Annotated in this window: 11 protein-coding genes, 1 tRNA gene and 1 pseudogene; 7 read left to right on the top strand and 6 right to left on the bottom strand. The window is 57.8% G+C overall.

The window, feature by feature from the left end:
• The first annotated feature begins 147 nt into the window (after positions 1-147).
• The 7 genes and pseudogenes from CFter6_RS06475 (at position 148) to CFter6_RS06445 (ending at position 6964) form a co-directional block, all read left to right on the top strand.
• Positions 148-1077 (top strand): carbohydrate ABC transporter permease, encoded by a 930-nt coding sequence (locus CFter6_RS06475; protein WP_061539232.1) that lies wholly within the window; start codon positions 148-150, stop codon positions 1075-1077.
• 29 nt (positions 1078-1106) lie between these two features.
• Positions 1107-1889 (top strand): annotated as a pseudogene (locus CFter6_RS06470) (carbohydrate ABC transporter permease); the annotation flags it as partial.
• Positions 1890-1897: 8 nt separating this feature from the next.
• Positions 1898-2587, top strand: a complete 690-nt coding sequence (locus CFter6_RS06465; RefSeq protein ID WP_061539230.1) for an HAD-IA family hydrolase — start codon at positions 1898-1900, stop codon at positions 2585-2587.
• Positions 2588-2647: 60 nt separating this feature from the next.
• A complete protein-coding gene (ugpC, locus tag CFter6_RS06460; protein WP_061539229.1) occupies positions 2648-3790 on the top strand; it encodes a sn-glycerol-3-phosphate ABC transporter ATP-binding protein UgpC in 1143 nt (380 codons plus the stop codon).
• 48 nt (positions 3791-3838) lie between these two features.
• Positions 3839-5248, top strand: a complete 1410-nt coding sequence (gene dalD / locus CFter6_RS06455) for a D-arabinitol 4-dehydrogenase (protein WP_061539228.1) — start codon at positions 3839-3841, stop codon at positions 5246-5248.
• A gap of 76 nt (positions 5249-5324) precedes the next feature.
• Positions 5325-6815 (top strand): xylulokinase, encoded by a 1491-nt coding sequence (gene xylB, locus CFter6_RS06450; RefSeq protein WP_061539227.1) that lies wholly within the window; start codon positions 5325-5327, stop codon positions 6813-6815.
• A gap of 73 nt (positions 6816-6888) precedes the next feature.
• Positions 6889-6964: transfer RNA gene (locus CFter6_RS06445), tRNA-Thr, on the top strand.
• 100 nt (positions 6965-7064) lie between these two features.
• Here the strand turns inward: CFter6_RS06445 and CFter6_RS06440 are convergent.
• The 6 genes from CFter6_RS06440 to CFter6_RS06415 form a co-directional block, all read right to left on the bottom strand.
• A complete protein-coding gene (locus CFter6_RS06440) occupies positions 7065-7343 on the bottom strand; it encodes a PAAR domain-containing protein (protein WP_061539226.1) in 279 nt (92 codons plus the stop codon).
• Between the two features lie 81 nt (positions 7344-7424).
• Entirely contained in the window at positions 7425-8039 is a 615-nt protein-coding gene (locus CFter6_RS06435; protein ID WP_061539225.1) for a hypothetical protein, read from the bottom strand.
• A gap of 46 nt (positions 8040-8085) precedes the next feature.
• Positions 8086-9336 (bottom strand): pentapeptide repeat-containing protein, encoded by a 1251-nt coding sequence (locus CFter6_RS06430; protein ID WP_150118662.1) that lies wholly within the window; start codon positions 9334-9336, stop codon positions 8086-8088.
• Between the two features lie 12 nt (positions 9337-9348).
• Positions 9349-12264, bottom strand: a complete 2916-nt coding sequence (locus CFter6_RS06425) for a metallophosphoesterase (RefSeq protein WP_061539223.1) — start codon at positions 12262-12264, stop codon at positions 9349-9351.
• 21 nt (positions 12265-12285) lie between these two features.
• Complete coding sequence (locus tag CFter6_RS06420) at positions 12286-13347, bottom strand: DUF4123 domain-containing protein (RefSeq protein ID WP_061539222.1); 1062 nt, start codon at positions 13345-13347, stop codon at positions 12286-12288.
• 11 nt (positions 13348-13358) lie between these two features.
• Positions 13359-15821, bottom strand: a complete 2463-nt coding sequence (locus CFter6_RS06415; protein ID WP_061539221.1) for a type VI secretion system Vgr family protein — start codon at positions 15819-15821, stop codon at positions 13359-13361.
• Positions 15822-15861: the final 40 nt, after the last annotated feature.

Genomic DNA, 15861 nt, shown 5'->3' with positions numbered 1-15861 from the left:
CCCCGTGCCCACGCGTGACCGTGATAAACGGAGTACCGACTCACGCGGTAGCCAATGCAGTTAAATACGCGGAGTACATTCACGCGTGGGCACGATGTGCCCACCCTACCCCCGCCAATCGGCGCGCAATAATGTAAGAGGTAAATCATGTCGACTCCTTCCGCCCAGGTCGCCAACGCGGCCGCGCCGGCACGGCCAAACGCCAGCAAATTCAAGCCAGTGCGGCTGCTGCAAACGCCCTCGGTATTCCTGCTGCTGTTATGGATGATAGTGCCGCTGGCGATGACGCTGTACTTCTCGGTCATCCGCTACAACCTGATGATGCCGGAAGCAACCGGTTTTGTCGGGCTGGACAATTACGCTTTCCTGTTCAACGATCCGGCGTTCTGGCCATCGATCCTCAATACGCTGCTGCTGATCGGCTCGGTGCTGGTCATCAGCGTGGTTTCCGGCACGCTGCTGGCGGTGCTGTTCGACCAGCCGTTCTTCGGCCGCGGCATCGCCCGCCTGCTGGTGATCGGCCCGTTCTTCGTGATGCCGACCGTTGCCGCCCTGATCTGGAAAAACATGATCCTGCATCCGGTCTACGGCCTGCTGGCATGGGCCATGCGCCTGGTCGGCCTGGAGCCGATCGACTGGCTAGCCGAATATCCGATGCTGTCGGTGATCATGATCGTCGCCTGGCAGTGGATTCCGTTCGCCTTCCTGATCCTGCTGACAGCATTGCAGTCGCTCGACCTGGAACAGAAAGAAGCCGCGCAGCTGGACGGCGCCGGGCCGATCCGGGTGTTCTGGTATGTCGTGCTGCCCCACCTCAAGCGCGCGATCACGGTGGTGATCATGATCGAAACCATTTTCCTGCTGTCGATTTTTGCTGAAATCTTCACCACGACCGCTGGCGGCCCTGGCACCGCCACCACCAATCTGGCTTACCTGGTGTATTCGATCGGCTTGCAGCAGTTCGATATCGGCATCGCCTCGGCCGGCGGCATCATCGCCGTGGTCCTGGCCAATATTGTGTCGTTCTTCCTGGTACGGATGATGGCGAAGAACCTGAAAGGAGCGAACGAAAAATGAGCGCTAAAAATAAAAACCGCCTGTGGCTGGGACTGTTGGCGTGGGTCTGCGCCATCATCCTGTTCTTCCCTATCTTCTGGGTTGCCATCACCGCCTTCAAGACCGAGCACCAGGCTTACGTGCCGACACTGATCTTCTGGCCGACGCTGGAAAGCTTTCATGAAGTGATGGCGCGCAGCAATTACATGAACTTCGTCGGCAATTCGCTGATCGTCTCGCTCGGCTCGACCATCCTGTCATTGCTGATCGCGGTGCCGGCAGCGTATGCAATGGCGTTCTTCCCCACCGCACGGACCCAGAAGCTGCTGCTGTGGATGCTGTCGACCAAGATGATGCCGGCCGTCGGCGTGCTGATCCCGATCTACCTGCTGGCCAAGAATACCGGCCTGCTCGATACGGTGACCGGCCTGACCATCATCTACACCCTGATCAACCTGCCGATCGCGGTCTGGATGGCGTTCACCTATTTCAACGACGTGCCCAAGGAAATCCTGGAAGCGGCACGCATCGACGGCGCCAACGCCTGGCAGGAAATGGTATACCTGCTGCTGCCGACCTCCATGCCGGGGCTGGTCTCGACTGCCCTGCTGCTGATCATCCTGTCGTGGAACGAAGCGTTCTGGAGCATCAACCTGACCAGCGTCAGCGGTGCGCCACTGACCGTCTTCATCGCCTCCTACTCGAATCCGGAAGGACTGTTCTGGGCCAAGCTGTCGGCCGCCTCGCTGCTGGCGATCGCTCCGATCATGGTGCTCGGCTGGCTGGCGCAAAAGCAGCTGGTGCGCGGCCTTACTTTCGGCGCGGTGAAGTGAGGCTAACCATGACCTCACATATCACTCACCTTATCTGCGATTGCGACGGCGTTTTGCTCGACAGCGAGAGCATCGCTCTCACTGTCCTGCATCGCGAGTTGACGCCGTATTTGCCGCCGTCCATGTTGCAGGCCGGACCGGCGCTGCACAGCGCCATCGCCGAGCGGCTGGGCATGATGACCAACCTGCTGCTGGATGAAGTCGACGGCGAGTTCAAATTGGGCCTGGCTGCAGCGGACTACGAGGCGATCAACCTCGCGGTCGGCCGTGCCTGCAGCGAAGAAGTCAATCCGGTTCCCGGCGTCAGAGAAGCGCTGGCGGCGATCGCCTTGCCGAAAGCGGTCGCCAGCAACAGTAGCCTGGACCGCATCCACGCCGGCTTGCGGCGCTGCGATTTGCTGGACCTGTTCACCGGCCATATCCACAGCGGTCACGACCTTGGCAGCCCGAAGCCGGCGCCGGACGTCTACCTGGCTGCCGCTGCCGGCTTTGGCGTGGCGCCGCAGCAATGCATTGCGATCGACGACAGCATCACCGGCGTCCGTTCGGCGGTAGCCGCCGGCATCCGGGTCATCGGCTTCACCGGCGTCGCGCATGACCGCAAGCAAGCCGGCGCCCGACTACTGGCAGCCGGCGCCGAACGGATATTCGACGACATGCAGCAATTGACAGAACTGCTCGGCAAACAGGCCGCTTAATTCTATTGCGTCGCAGCCATCCGTGGCCGCGATCTACGAACAAAACAGAAGGAGACCATCATGGCAGGCGTAACGATCAGAAACCTCATCAAGAGCTACGACGACAATGAAGTCATGCGCGACATCAACCTCGACATCGAGGATGGCGAATTTGTCGTCTTTGTCGGCCCCAGCGGCTGCGGAAAATCCACTTTGCTGCGCATGATCGCCGGCCTGGAAGACATCAGCAGCGGCGACCTGTTCATCGGCGACACACGCATGAACGACGTGCCCCCGGCCAAGCGCGGCATCGCCATGGTGTTCCAATCCTACGCGCTGTATCCGCACATGACGCTGTACGACAACATGGCGTTCGGCCTCAAGATCGCCGGCAAATCGAAAGCCGAGATCGACACCGCGGTCCAGCGCGCCGCCAAGACTTTGCACATCGATCACCTGCTGGACCGCAAGCCGAAAGCCCTGTCGGGCGGCCAGCGCCAGCGTGTCGCCATCGGCCGCGCCATCACGCGCGAGCCCAGCGTATTCCTGTTCGACGAGCCTTTGTCGAACCTGGATTCCGCCCTGCGGGTGAAGATGCGCCTGGAATTCTCACGGCTGCACGACCAGCTCAAGACCACCATGATCTACGTCACCCACGACCAGATCGAAGCCATGACGCTGGCCGACAAGATCGTGGTGCTGTCTGCCGGCCGGGTCGAACAGGTTGGTTCGCCGCAGCAGCTTTACCATCACCCGGCGAATCGTTTTGTAGCCGGTTTCATCGGTTCGCCCAAGATGAATTTCATCGACGGCAAGGTAGCGGCCATCGCCACCCACGGCGTACTGGTCGAACTGGCCAGCGGCGGCCGCCAGTCGGTTGCGGTCGACGGCAGCAGCCTGCAGATCGGCGACCCGGTCAGCATCGGCGTACGCGCCGAGCACCTGATGCTCGATCCGCACAATCCGATGCTGAAGGCAAAATTCACCGTGCTGGAAGCGCTGGGAGATTTTTCCTATCTGTATGCCGATTCCACGGCATCCGAAGAACCGCTGGTGCTGCGCGTGGCCGATACGGTGGACATGCAGCGCGGCAGCGAAATCGGCGTGTCGGCCGATCCACAGCGCTGCCACCTGTTCGACCAGAGCGGCCGTGCCCTGCGCCGGCTGGATGCGACTGTCTCCGCTACAGGACAAACTCATCCCGCCTCCGCACAGACGGCATAACCATTATTTACCAAAGCGGCGTTCGCCATTATTTATTCAGGACTCACCATGCAAGCCACTTCCTCCACCACCGACGCCGCCGGCAATACCTGGCTGCACATCGGCGCAGGCTCCTTCCATCGCGCGCACCAGGCGGTATACCTGCACCATCTGATGGAAACCGGCGATGCCAGCAACATCGGCTGGTCGCTGGCGCTGGCCAACATCCGTGACGACATGACGCCGCTGCTGGATGCCCTGGAGCGCCAGGGCGGCGCCTATACTCTGGAAACCGTGACGCCGGGTGGCGTGCGCAACTACGAAACGATCCGCTCGATCAAGACCATCGTGCCGTGGGATGCAGCACTGCTGGAACTGACAGCGTTCGGCGCCCGGAGCACCACCAAAATCATTTCATTCACGGTCACCGAAGCCGGTTATTACCTGGACCACCAGCATCGCCTCGACACCGGCAATCCGGACCTGGCGGCCGACCTGCAAGGTGAACTCAATACCATCTACGGCGCCCTGACCGCCATCCTGCGCGCACGCGCCGCGGCCAACGGCGGCCCTGTCACCCTGCTCAACTGCGACAACCTGCGCCACAACGGCGAGCGGTTTCATGACGGCTTGCTGCAGTTCCTGGCGTTGCGCGGCGAAACCGCCCTGCAGCAATGGGTGAGCGCCCACACCAGCAGCCCCAACTCGATGGTCGACCGCATCACGCCGCGTCCTACCGAAGAAGTCAGGGCGCGCGTGGCACAGGCAACCGGCCACACCGATCCCTGCGCGCTGATGGCAGAGTCGTTCATCCAATGGGTGATCGAAGACCAGTTCGCCGCCGGCCGCCCTGCACTGGAAAAAGTCGGCGTCGAAATGGTGCGCTCGGTGCTGCCTTATGAAGAAGCCAAGATCCGCATACTCAATGCTACCCACAGCTGCATCGCCTGGGCTGGCACGCTGGTCGGACTGAACTATATCCATGAAGGCTGCGCCCGGCCGGATATCCGCAAAATGGCTTATGACTATGTCACGCAGGACGTCATTCCCTGCCTGACGCCGAGCCCGCTCGACCTGGCGAACTATCGCGACGTGGTGCTGGAACGCTTCGGCAATCCGAATATCCAGGACAGCAACCAGCGCGTGGCGGCCGACGGTTTCTCCAAAATCCCCGGCTTCATCGTACCGACCCTGCAGGAATGCATCGCGCGCGGCGCGGTGCCGCACGCCACTCTGGTCCTGCCGGCGCTTTTCTTCCTGTTCCTGCAACGCTGGGCAAAAAACAAGCTGCCTTATGCTTATCAGGACGGCATCTTCGACGAATCCGCCACCCGGACCATGCTCGCCAGCGCCGACCCGGTGCGCGCCTATTGCGCCGATCCCGCCTTATGGGGCACACTAGCTGGCAGCCCGCAGCTTGAGTTGCCGTTGCGGGAAGCACTGGTGCATGTACAAAACTGGCTTGCCCAGCAGACCTGACAGGATGCCGCGCTGACAGCATCCGTTGCCGCGCCTGTGTTAATAGCCACACATAAAAATACAATAGGATGGAGATATGTATCTCGGTATCGACTTGGGCACTTCGGAAGTCAAGATCGTCCTGATGGACCAGGCCGGCAAGCTGCTGGCCGACGCCGGCAGCGCACTCACGGTATCACGCCCGCAGCCGCGCTGGTCGGAACAGGATCCGGGGCAATGGTGGCAAGCCACCGGCGAAGCCATCGCCAAGCTGCGTGCAAAAGCGCCGGCAGAGTTCCGCGCCGTGCGCGCCATCGGCCTGTCGGGGCAGATGCACGGCGCTGTAGTGCTCGGCGCACAAGACCGCGTCTTGCGTCCGGCAATTTTATGGAACGATTTGCGCAGCATCAGCGAATGCGTCGAGTTGACCGAACGTGCGCCGCAACTGCACCAGATCGCCGGCAACCTGGCCATGCCCGGTTTTACCGCCCCTAAGCTGCTATGGCTGGCGCGCCACGAACCTGAGGTATTTGCCGCCATGCAGATGGTGCTGCTGCCCAAGGACTGGCTGCGCCTGAAAATGACCGGTAACAAGGTATCCGAACCGTCCGATGCCGCCGGCACGCTCTGGCTCGATGTCGCCAAGCGCGACTGGTCGGATGAACTGCTGGCAGCGACCGGCATGCGCCGCTCGCACATGCCGCGCTTGGTCGAAGGAGGAGAATCGTCCGGCACGCTGTTGGCCGAAGTGGCTGATGCCTGGGGCTTGTCGCCAGAAGTCATCGTCGCCGGCGGTGGCGGCGATGGCGCTGCCAGTGCGGTAGGCATAGGCGCGGTGAATCCCGGCGACGGTTTTGTATCGCTCGGCACCTCGGGCGTGCTGTTCGTCGTCAACGACCGCTTCCGCCCCAATCCGGCCCAGGCCGTGCACGCCTTCTGCCACGCCCTGCCCGGCCGCTGGCACCAGATGAGCGTGATGCTGTCGGCAGCCAGCTGCCTGCGCTGGTTCTGCCGGCTGGTCAGCGTCGACGAAGCCACGTTGCTGAATGAAATCGCCGAACTCGATTCGGCGGCGCTGGAAAACGCACCGCTGTTCCTGCCCTACCTGTCGGGCGAACGTACCCCGCACAACGATCCCTATGCACAAGGTGTATTCCATGGCCTGTCGCACGCCCACGGCCGCGCCGCGCTGGGTTACGCCGTGATCGAAGGCGTCACCTTCGGCATGGCAGACGGCCTTGCCGCCTTGCACACCGCCGGCACCGAAGTCACGGAATTGTCTCTCGTAGGCGGCGGTTCACGCAGTCCCTACTGGGCGCAACTGATCGCCGATGCGCTGAACGTGCGCATGGTGACCCACATCGGCAGCGAAACCGGCGGAGCGCTGGGCGCCGCCCGCCTGGCCTGGCTGGCTGCCAACGACCAGCCTGGAAAAGAAGCCGTCATCTGCGCCAAACCGCCGTTGCGTGAAACTTTCACTCCCAACCCGCAACGCCACGCAGCACTGCAGCCGCGGCTGGCGGCTTACCGCGAGATTTATCGCTGCCGCCCGGAACGGGATGCAGATGCCGCCCTGCCTGGGCATTGAATTGCATTAACCTAGTGATTGATTGCTGCTAGAATATATTTGTACTCTTGCATGTGTTTTTTGCAAAAGTAGTGCCGGTGTAGCTCAGTTGGTAGAGCAATTCATTCGTAATGAAGAGGTCGGGGGTTCGACTCCTCTCTCCGGCACCACGAGATTTCCTGACAAGTAACGTAAAACGCCACAGAATCTGTTTAACAGACTCGGTGGCGTTTTTTCATTCAAAAACGTTTTGATATGGAACGGTTTGATTTATCCCACAGTGGCGCCGATACTGCCGATCAGCGTACAGCCACATTCGGTCTTGTGACCTTCCAGCGCAACGGGAATCCCGTCAAGGATAAACGTCGAATGTCCTTCGATGATCTTGTTGACGCCGTGCGGTATACCACCCGGATAGAGCAGCGGACATTCGACCAGATCGCCCAGCCGTGCGATGGGCTTGTCCAGTATGTTGTGCGTGGGAGATCCGCTGATCACGTGACCGCCATGACTGGTTTTGTCGCCCACCACGATAATTTTTAAAGCCATGATTTGTCCTGAAAAAAAGTGCAACTACGTTAAGCCAAGCAGGCAGCGCTCGCAATTACGCGGCCTCGTGCAATCCGAAACTCATCTGTAAGAACTAGAATACATGGACAATACGTTCATCGCCACCATAAGGCCGATGCCCACAAACGGGAAGGCGATGGCGCTGCCGACCGCTAGATAAGCCTCTTTTCGCCATTGCCGCCTGGCGCAATACCACGCGGCGATTATCAGCGCAGGCAAGGCCAGATAAAAAACATAGACGATATTCACCGACGCCAGCCAGAAAAACAGGAATAGTCCGACCGCTACCAGCAGCCAGATCCATGTATTCGGGCGCGAGGCCTGAGCGGCAGGCTCAGCACTCCCCGGCGCCATCCTCATCATTCGGCGCCATCCTATGAATAACAGGGTAAACAGCGGCGGGATGAAGGGAGCGACGGCAGCCGAATTGATGGAACGGCCCAGGAGGACGGTCAATACAATAAAGGCAATACTAACCAATAGCGACAGGCCGATTCCACGCAGTATCCAATTCCACGCGCGGACGTCGGTCTTCTCATCTTGCAAGGTCGATTCCTGTTTTTTTGCCGACCTGACGGTTTTGACGATCCACACAAGCAATGCCAGCACCAACAGCACCAGTAGAACCGGCAATAGACTCAGCCAACTTGCCTGCGCTTGACTCGTTTCCATCATCGTATTTTTTCCGATCTAAAATTTCTGAATCAGCCACTCGTTCGCATTAACCCGGCAGCTTTACATTTGATCCGTCCAGTTTATCAACGCGTCCCTTATACGGCGCCAATGTTGTCAAATCTTGCGTTTCGACTTGCGTATTCGTGAAATCAAGCCTTTCGAGGATCTTTGTATTCTTGATGTCCAGCCTGCTGATGCGGCTTTCCTTGAAGCTGGCTTCCTGGATGGCGCAAGTATCAAGAATCAAGTTTTCCGTATTCAAATGATTCGATGCCAATACAGGGATCTTGCAATTATGAAGGCGCAGATATTGATTAACACGCGCTATTTCCTGTTTATTGGAAAATCCTCCGCCAATAAATACCGGCTCCTCCCCTTTGCCAAAAGTCACGCCATCAATGTCAATCCGCACAATCCCGGCCGGTGAAGTTTGAAATACATCGCGTCCATTGCCATTCACTTTGCTGCTGCGTATCGTCAGACTCGCGGCTTTGTCGAAAAGCGCATCGACAAAGCCGGCCTCAAGTCCCTCTATAAGTACATCGCCTTTGACGGTACTGTTAGAAAGATCGATGTGGTCGAGAGCAGTGTTGCGGATGATAAGCGACTGCAATTGGCGGCTAATTATTTCGAATTTCCCGCGCAGCTTGCTGTTCTCGATCAAGACAGCGGAAGAAAGAAAATTTTCTCCGCTATTACCGAAGCTGTCGGTGTCGATTTCCGAGTCTTCAAATTCGCAATCACGGATTGAAAGTTTGGTTTGCCCGCTAAAACCAAACCACTTGGCTTTGCATTTGACAAATTCAGCCTCACCATCTGTGCCAACCCCGCCCCAATGGTTCTTGTCTGCATCCGGTCCAAAAAATTGGCATTCCTGGAATAAGGTATTCTTGCTGCCCCTCTCTCCGTACATCACCGATTGCCCAGTCCAACTGCAATGCAAGAACTGGACATTATCTGTCACTCCGTAACTCAATATTCCAGTGAAACGACAGTCTTCAAATTTCGCATCTGTCAATTTTCGTGGAGCTATTTCGTAAGCGCCTGCAAAATCACAATTGATAAACCGGATATTGCGCCATTCCATGCCTTCAAATTTTTCGCCGCTAAACTCAGCATTCTGTACAGTCAATAACACATCCCCGACTTCTTTTTGGCGAAGCATCGGATCCTTGAGATAGTCAAAGGTTTTGCCAAACGTACGAATGTTTTGCTTATTCATGTTTTTACATCCAGTCAATATAGGAAAAACTGCAGCTCCCAATGCTGCACTTAGAAAACGGCGACGAGTGGTCATGGCAGTATCCGATTATCTGTTATTTGGTCTGATAGCCATTTTTGCACCGATGTAACCTCTGTCCGCAAAATTGTTTTCCAAGAATGCCCAATCCGGCACCTCGCCACGTTCTCCCGGAGGCCTACCCACGTCTGGCATCGGCCCCATCCCAGTCGACCTGAATCGAAAGTCCAGTGGAAACACCCATGGATCACTGCAATTCATATCCTTGCTCCAGTCGAGTCCGGTAGCAATCGTCGGTTTCTTTAGCTGTATTTCACAAAAGGCTTGCGCAACCGACATGCCGCCATTGGACTTGACTGCACTGTTCAGTTTTTTTATATCTTCCTCGCTGAAACTCAGTCGCTTCTGGCCAGAAGTGGGGCGAAAAAGTCCTGGGCTGTTCGAGGTCAGTTTTGGAGATAGAGAGTGCCAGATTCTTTTTTTCTTACCGGTTTCTTCATCTTTGCCATTTTCAAATACCCAAATCTTGACGGAGGCGATGCAGTCCATCTTCAGCAACTGTTCGCTCAATATGAGATCCAATTCGCCAGCAAACATTGCCTGTCCCGGTTTCATTGCGGCAAACTCAAAGAGAATCGGGACTTTGATGTCTTTATCGTCGCGGCTCATGACAGCCAGATAATCGAGCGCCACGCACAAGCGCGGTTGAGTATTTTTCTTAGGGTCATTGCTCTTGATTTGCCTGATGGTGCCGCTACCGACGTCTAGCAAGGTTCCACTTGGCGGACGCAAGGTCCAGCCGTTAAGTTCCCCATTCAGGTTTTGCACACCGATCGGCCCGCCGCAGCTGCTGACAATAAAATTGGTGTGATTAGCTGACGCTTTAATCGATACTTCGTTGGCCTTCAAAAATCCTGGATCGCCCAACGGGCTGATCTCGGCAGTGCTCATCAAAATACCATAACCCTTGTCTTCTTCTGCCGTATAAACGGCAGAGCGATGACTGTGCCCCGACAGATGATAGTCGACCCGCTGCGGAGATGGAGAGAACACGCAGGTTTGAAAATACCAGCGTAGATTTTTCTCGCAAGTGCCGAAATTGGCATCGTTGAATGCACCGTCGCTGTTAACCCGTATCGCGCCTGTTCCAGTGTCATAGGGCGTAAAACTAAGCTTTTTCGACAGCGGTGATTTGTTGTAGTTGATGATGGTGAAGTGCGTCCCGACCACTATCGGGATCTTCCCTGCAGCCATTTTTGTCGTGAGCGCTTGCTCCAATAGCAATTTTTGATTTTTATTAATTGACTCTGTAGCACGCGGCAATATCCCGGCACTTTGTGCGTCCGGTAAGCCAACCCCGATCAACCCCATGAGATTCTTGTATTCTTCTCCTTGCCCCCATTCCAGCCCGCATAAAATCTGCTTGGGTTGAACACCCTCTTGTGATCCGAATTTGATGACAAAATCAGACAGTGGGGTGAACAAGGCGCCAAACCAGTCAAAATTATCGTTATCAAAATTGCTTGTCGTCCACACGTGGGTGTAAGTCGGTCCGTAAGCCAAAGTTGCTTCATAAATCGTCATGTTGTGGTCGGCAGCTATCCCCTCGTTCGCTTTTCCTGCGACCCATTTACTCGCCTCTTCAAGTTTGCGGCGATGCGCTTCTATAGCCTCTTCCTTGCTATTCCATTTAAACGGCGTACGCACACCTCCATCCAGCACACCAAGATCGAAAGCCCATCCTTCTTTGCGCGGGCTAATCCCATAGGGCACTGCATACGCCTCGTGGTTCCCTGTGGTCATAAATACCGGCAATGCCAATTCACGGTAGGCGTGCCGCACCAAGCTATACATCAACATGTCGTCCATGCCCCGTTTATACAAATTTCCGTCAGGCAGCTTTCCTAATACGTTGAAATTTTTCCACTGATCGCCAATCGTTCCTCCCACCTTGTCGGGATCGATATTACGGTTGAAGTCGATCAGGTCTCCAGTCAGGAAGATGGCGTCTGCTCGGTCTTCACCCTTACCGAATTGCTCAAACAAGTCCTTAAGAGCGATGAAACTATTACAGACTTTGCCCCCCACTTTACCTGCAAGTGCGCCAGCGGCATCATCTTCAACAATACGCGCCGGCGATTGCGCCAGCGCGTTATGGCGCACGTTCACATGTACATCCGACAGATGCCCTATCTTGAGTATCTCTTTCTTGGCCTTAATTACCGGGTGCCAGCTCATCAGCCGATCAGTTCTCTGCGCCGGCAGGCCCGTCGCCTGAAAGTTATCGAGATTGAATTCATAGGGAGCAGCGAAATGATTGGCGGCGACGTTCTTGGCGTTATGCAGGAAATCGTGGATATACATATCCTGCCCTTCCACGTGGGTGACGCCTTGATATTCGCGATGACGGGCATGCTCTGCATCGATTTCCACCATCCAGGCAAATGTCTTGAAAGCATGCTCATTTATATCTTTGAACGGGCCTTGCGTGAGGTCGATCTCGATTTCGTAGACATGTGCCAGACCGCGATACACTGCGGCAGCCTGGGTTGAAATCGTCGCAAATGGCTGGCCAAAGCGATTCTTGATCAGCACCCCGGCAGCAAAGTCGCCCACCAGCCAGCCTTTGATCGCGGTCTTGGCCTGAGAAAAACTCTTACCATCGCCAAATAACGTACCCTGGGTAGTATCGGTCTTTGTGTCTTTCTTCGCGATGTCATACAGCCGCAGATGGCGATCAACTGCGCAATGGATCGTATGCGCCTGCTTGGTCTTCTCGTCGATGGTGAAATGCGTACGCGCCTCGGCAGCCGCTCCCAGGAAAATGCTGCACTTGGTCTGCCCCGGCGCCAAGATCAACGGCGTGCCGAGGCTGGGATAAAGAATGACAGCACTGATAGGCGGATCTTTTTCGCACTCGGTAACGCCGGGAGCCTGGTTCTTGCCGCTGGATGCATTTGCTACGCTTGAAGAGATATCAGCCATGTAAGAGTCCGGATAAAAGTATTAGGCCAATGACGCTAGCGGGTGGCTGGAAGCGTTTCCAGCGCGGCGCATGCGTAACGGGGTCAGTATTTTTTCAGAGAGGAGCGCCAGGCTGCGCGGCGCATCGGCCTGCTGTTCTTCCCAATACGCCGCAGGCATGCGCCCGATGACGGCAGCGATCGATTCCTTTGCAGCGGCGCTGGTGTGCAGCAGAGCGTTCAACCGGGGCTCGTCGCAAGCTTGCGGGTGCATCCGCAGGCCGAGGGCGATCAGCAGCCGCTGGTCGCCCCATTCGTTCAAATCCAGCTGCTCGGCCCGTTGCAGCTGGAGATGGGCAATCACGCGTAGTAGGGGTGGTGCAATGTGGTCGAGCTCGCCGGGATCGGTATCTTCTTTCAGGATCAGAGCCTGCAACCGCTCGGCGTGGTTCAGGCGATCCAGCGCCAGCTGCAGTTCGGCGCCGATTTCGAGCGGTTCTTCTAACGCAGCCGGCTGAGGCTGGGCCGCACCGCGAATCGCCCGCGGCGTGAACAGGTGGTCCCAGCTGGCCCACCACTGCAGCGCGCCGAGGAATTGCTGGCGCACCGGTTGCGGCCAGCATTGCACCATGTCCAGGCCTATGCGCGGATCGAAATAACGCATCAGCACTTGCGATTTGTCTTCCAGCAGGCCGTTGAACCAGCTGCGCAGGTGGGCGCACAGTACATGATTGCGCAGCGGGCTGGCGATCATGCTGAGGGCCTGTTTACTGCCGGCATCGGCAGCCAGCCTCAGCAACAAAGCGTCCGAAGGCTGCGACGGCAGGCGCAATAGCCATGGTCCCTGGTCGACATGAGCCTCCTCTGCCGTATGCGCGAACAAAGGCTCGGCATCGAGTTCGTGGTCGGCGACGAGTTTGGCGACGCTGCCTGGCGCGCATTGTCCGGCGTTGACCAGCGCGTAGCACTGAGCGCTGCGCAGCGGCCGCAGCAGAATGCGCAAATCGTGGCTTAGCGCCTGCGCGACTTCGTCCAGGAATTGCTGCGGATCGTGCAGCGGCGTCGATTCTGCCGAATCAGGAATTGCGTGTAACGGAGCGCTCATGCGATATCCATTCAGAGACGCTTGGTCAACGTTGAGGCCTGCTGGTTCGCCTCCTGCATGCAGCTGACGCAGATGTCCGGCTGGGTCTTGACCGGCAGGCTCTGCGGTCCGGGCCAGCTGCGGCTCGCGGCATGCACCACGTGCGGACCGTTGGTGCCGTATTCAATGCCGCCGGCATTGTGCTTGACATAGCTGCCGCCGCCGTTGATCAGGACTTCTTCCTTGGCCGTGATGGTGACGCGCTCGGCAGTCACGCTGATGTTCAGCTTGGCCAGCAGGTTGATGTTGTTCGACAAGGCCTTCACATCGATATCACCTGCCGCTGCGATCATTTTCATGCCGGCCTTGTGGACAAACAGGCGGAAAGTCTGAGCGACGCTGGCGAACAGGCTGTCGCCGCTGGCGATCGACAGGCTCTTGCCGGAACTGATCGCGGTATGCTGGGTGCTGGCGATATGCATCGACTGCGCCGTCGTCGTTTCAATCCCGGCCGGGCTGCTCAATACCAGGTGCGGCGCCGCCAGCTCGGGGAAACTGCCTTCCCCTTCGGCAGCGCCGCCCTGGATTGCCTGGTTCTGGCCTTTGAGGGCCTGCGCAACATTGGCTTGCTGTGCAGGCGCTTCCTGGGCGCCGCTCTGCTCGGCCAATTCAGCCAGCGCCTGATGACCATCTGTTGCTTGCGACAAGCGTTGTGCCGTTTCGCTCATGTCCTTGATATGCGAAGCCGCATTGGCGCGCGCCTCGGTAGTAATCAGCATGCCTTTGGCGGAGCGGGCGACCCCATGGCCGTCGGTGCGCAGCTCCCATCCCTCGCCGCGGAAATCTTTGCGCCCGGCATTGTCTTCAATGCGCGTGATATTGCCGAGGGAAAGCTGGCTGTGCTGGTGATCGCTTTTCAGCTGCGCCTGGATCTTGCCGTTGCTGTCGTCCAGGATCAGGTGATTGCTGCGTCCGCTGCCGCCGTTGCCGAACTCGCGGCTGCGCAAGCCGGTCAATACCTGCTGGTCGGCCAGCTGCCATGGCGGCATGTTCTGCTGGTTGTAGACAGCGCCGGTGATGATCGGATGATCCGGATTGCCGTCCAGCCACTGGACGATGCATTCGGAACCGATGCGCGGCGTGGAGATGGCGCCGAGGTCGCTGCCGGCCCACGAACTGGCGACACGCACCCAGGCTGAACTCTTTTCGTCATTGACGCCGATGCGGTCCCAATGGAATTGCAGCCTGACCCTGGCGAATTCGTCGACATACACATCCTGCCCGGCCGGCCCGACCACGGTCGCCGTCTGCGGCGCCTGGATCCTGGTGTCGACGCTATTGAAACCGCGCGCCGGACGCCAGGGGATGCTCTTGCGGATGCAGATCAGGCGGTTGTCATAGGCAGCCGCCTGATCTGCCTGTTGCAGATAATTGTTGCTGGCGCTATGGACCACGCTGACGATCAGGAACTCGTTCTTGCCCGATCCCTCCGCCTGGCCGGAGACACCGAGATTGAAGTGGCCAGTCAGCAGAAACGAACGCCCCGGCGCAGCGAACCGGCTGTTGCCTGCCGCCGCCACATGCTTGCCGCTGGCTTCGATCTGTTCCATCTGCCGCTTGGCCATGGCGTCGCCGTCCTGGCGGTCCTTGAAGCCGTATGCGCCCGCATATTCGTATGACTCGACATCGAGCACGTCGCCTTGCTGGTTGATGGTGGGGATATCAAGGTTGGCCGGGATCGGCGCCTTGAAATTAAATCCCGACAAGGCGACCCGCGACTGGACGATCTGCCGTATCGGAGTCCATTCGCCGATGGCGTCTTCTTCCTGCGCGCCGGCGTGGCGCTGGAAGCGGATTTCCGAGCTGTTGCCGGCAATCGCTTCGGCTTGCGTGGAATCGTCCGACAGAACCAGCTGGTGCCCATTCTCGGAATGTTCATACCAGTAGTGCCAGCCGGCGACTTCCCAGCGGCGGTGCAGATAGTTGTGATCGGATTCGTCAAACTGGCAGGCCATGGTGAACGGCAGGTCGTTGCCTTTGACATGCGAATCCCAGTCGGCATGCTTGCCGTAATCGCTGAAGATGTCCTGGGTCTGCTCGCGCAAGGTCTTGCCGTGGAACAGAAGATTATTTTTCCGGAGCCGGAGGTAGGCCAGCCACGGCTTCAGTACCATCGAGTAAAACGCCACGCTGCCATCGGTCTTGGCCAATCGGAATTCGAAGACATAGCCGTTGAAATAGCGCAGGCTGCCGTCGCCGCGCACCAGTTCAATGGTCACCATCTTGCCCTGGATATCCTTGAGCGGAATGCTGGCATCATCTGCCAGCACTTCAACCGTATATTCGAAATCGCGCGACAGGCCTTCTTCGGCTTCAAGACGATTCGCCACCAATGTGGTCTGCGGCCCGTCGCCGTGCGGAAAGGACAAGCGCAATATCCGGTTATGCTGGCGGCCCTGCACCAGGGCCAGGATGGATTGAGGCAAACTGCTCATGCGGGGTTCCTCGAAATTGAACCGTTACCGATAAATGTTA

Source organism: Collimonas fungivorans (genome assembly GCF_001584145.1).
GTDB lineage: Bacteria > Pseudomonadota > Gammaproteobacteria > Burkholderiales > Burkholderiaceae_D > Collimonas > Collimonas fungivorans.
This window is presented reverse-complemented; position numbering and strand designations above follow the sequence as displayed.

Excerpts from the sequence above, each read along its gene's own strand:
- CFter6_RS06475 (WP_061539232.1), top strand. The coding sequence starts at position 148 with ATGTCGACTCCTTCCGCCCAGGTCGCCAACGCGGCCGCGCCGGCACGG.
- CFter6_RS06465 (WP_061539230.1), top strand. The coding sequence starts at position 1,898 with ATGACCTCACATATCACTCACCTTATCTGCGATTGCGACGGCGTTTTG.
- ugpC (WP_061539229.1), top strand. The coding sequence starts at position 2,648 with ATGGCAGGCGTAACGATCAGAAACCTCATCAAGAGCTACGACGACAAT.
- dalD (WP_061539228.1), top strand. The coding sequence starts at position 3,839 with ATGCAAGCCACTTCCTCCACCACCGACGCCGCCGGCAATACCTGGCTG.
- xylB (WP_061539227.1), top strand. The coding sequence starts at position 5,325 with ATGTATCTCGGTATCGACTTGGGCACTTCGGAAGTCAAGATCGTCCTG.
- CFter6_RS06440 (WP_061539226.1), bottom strand. The coding sequence starts at position 7,343 with ATGGCTTTAAAAATTATCGTGGTGGGCGACAAAACCAGTCATGGCGGT.
- CFter6_RS06435 (WP_061539225.1), bottom strand. The coding sequence starts at position 8,039 with ATGATGGAAACGAGTCAAGCGCAGGCAAGTTGGCTGAGTCTATTGCCG.
- CFter6_RS06430 (WP_150118662.1), bottom strand. The coding sequence starts at position 9,336 with ATGACCACTCGTCGCCGTTTTCTAAGTGCAGCATTGGGAGCTGCAGTT.
- CFter6_RS06425 (WP_061539223.1), bottom strand. The coding sequence starts at position 12,264 with ATGGCTGATATCTCTTCAAGCGTAGCAAATGCATCCAGCGGCAAGAAC.
- CFter6_RS06420 (WP_061539222.1), bottom strand. The coding sequence starts at position 13,347 with ATGAGCGCTCCGTTACACGCAATTCCTGATTCGGCAGAATCGACGCCG.
- CFter6_RS06415 (WP_061539221.1), bottom strand. The coding sequence starts at position 15,821 with ATGAGCAGTTTGCCTCAATCCATCCTGGCCCTGGTGCAGGGCCGCCAG.